The sequence below is a fragment of the Streptomyces bobili genome, assembly GCF_002154575.1.
In the GTDB taxonomy this organism is placed as follows: domain Bacteria; phylum Actinomycetota; class Actinomycetes; order Streptomycetales; family Streptomycetaceae; genus Streptomyces; species Streptomyces bobili.
Window position 1 is genome coordinate 1 of the sequence record NZ_MUBA01000489.1, and the last position, 1,203, is coordinate 1,203.

At 73.4% G+C, this 1,203-nt stretch carries 1 protein-coding gene and 1 pseudogene; one reads left to right on the forward strand and one right to left on the reverse strand.

All coding sequences use genetic code 11. The features are described from left to right. A partial coding sequence (locus BZL64_RS31195; RefSeq protein WP_107430380.1) for a class I SAM-dependent methyltransferase occupies positions 1-533 on the forward strand: 533 nt, incomplete at its 5' end. On the opposite strand, the pseudogene BZL64_RS31200 reads toward BZL64_RS31195, so the two are convergent. Beyond that, a pseudogene (locus tag BZL64_RS31200) lies at positions 497-1,203 on the reverse strand (SulP family inorganic anion transporter); the annotation flags it as partial. The gene BZL64_RS31195 and the pseudogene BZL64_RS31200 overlap by 37 nt on opposite strands.

The window sequence follows — 1,203 nt, forward strand, 5'->3', positions numbered from 1 at the left end:
AGCAGTTCCGCCGGGGTCTCCCCGAGGTGCCGATCGTCCGGGGTGACGGCAACCACCTCCCCCTCGCCACCGCCTCCCTCGACTTCCTCACCTATGCCCAGTCCTGGCACTGGACCGACCCGGACCGCTCGATTCCGGAGGCCCTGCGCGTCCTGCGTCCCGGCGGCGCCCTCGCGCTCTGGTGGAACGCCGCCGCGCTCGACGTACCGTGGATCGACGCGCAGACAAGCCGCATCGAGCGTCACTTCGGCCTCGGCCGGGTCGTGGGCGGGAACGGCGACGGCACACACGAGGCCCTCGCCGCCTCAGCGGGCCGCCTCGACTTCGACCGCCGCCACATCCGCTGGACCCGCCGCGTCCCCGTCGGCACGCACCTGGCGAACATCAGCAGCCACTCGCTGTTCCTGGTGCACGGCGAGGAGCGGACCGCCGCCTTCGTCGACGCGGAGCGCCGGCACCTCCTCGCCGTCTTCCCCGACGGCATGGTCGAGGAGACCTACGACGTCGGACTGCTGCTCGCGATCCGCCCCTGACCCTGCGGCCCGCTCCGCTCCCGTGCGGCGGCCCACCCTTCCAGGGCCGCCGCGCACGCGTGATCCACGTGCCGAAGCCCGCCCAGCTCCAGTCGTATCTCCCGGTCCCGATGCTGGACCTCCAGTGCGTGCAGCGCGTCCAGCAGCTTGGGCAGCCGCAGGAACGTGGCATGCCCCAGCACCCGTACGACGATCCCGGCGTCACCCCGGTCCTCGGTCTCCACGTGCACATGGCTGACCTCCCAGGCCGTCTTCGCCACGGCCAGCGCCAGCCCCGCCAGCAGCCCCTCGAACAGGCTGCCCACGACGACCCCGACCGCCGTCACCCCCAGCACGGCCACCTCACCCCGATGCCCACGCCACCACCCACGCACCTCCCGCACGGGAACGAGCCCGAAGCCGACGTACAGCAGCAGTGCGGCCACCGCCGCGACCGGGACCAGCCCCATCACCCCGAGCAGCCCCAGCACACCGGTCACCACCAGCAGCACCCCCACCCGATGCGGCACCCACGCGAACGACGACTCCGCCGACGCGACCAGCACGAGCGCCACGACGGCACCCATCACCCCCACCTCGGCCAGCCGCCCCCACTCCGCCGCGCCCGGCAGCCGTACGGCATTCCCCGGACCGCCCACCTCCATCCGCCGCACCTCCAGGTCGAGCACCC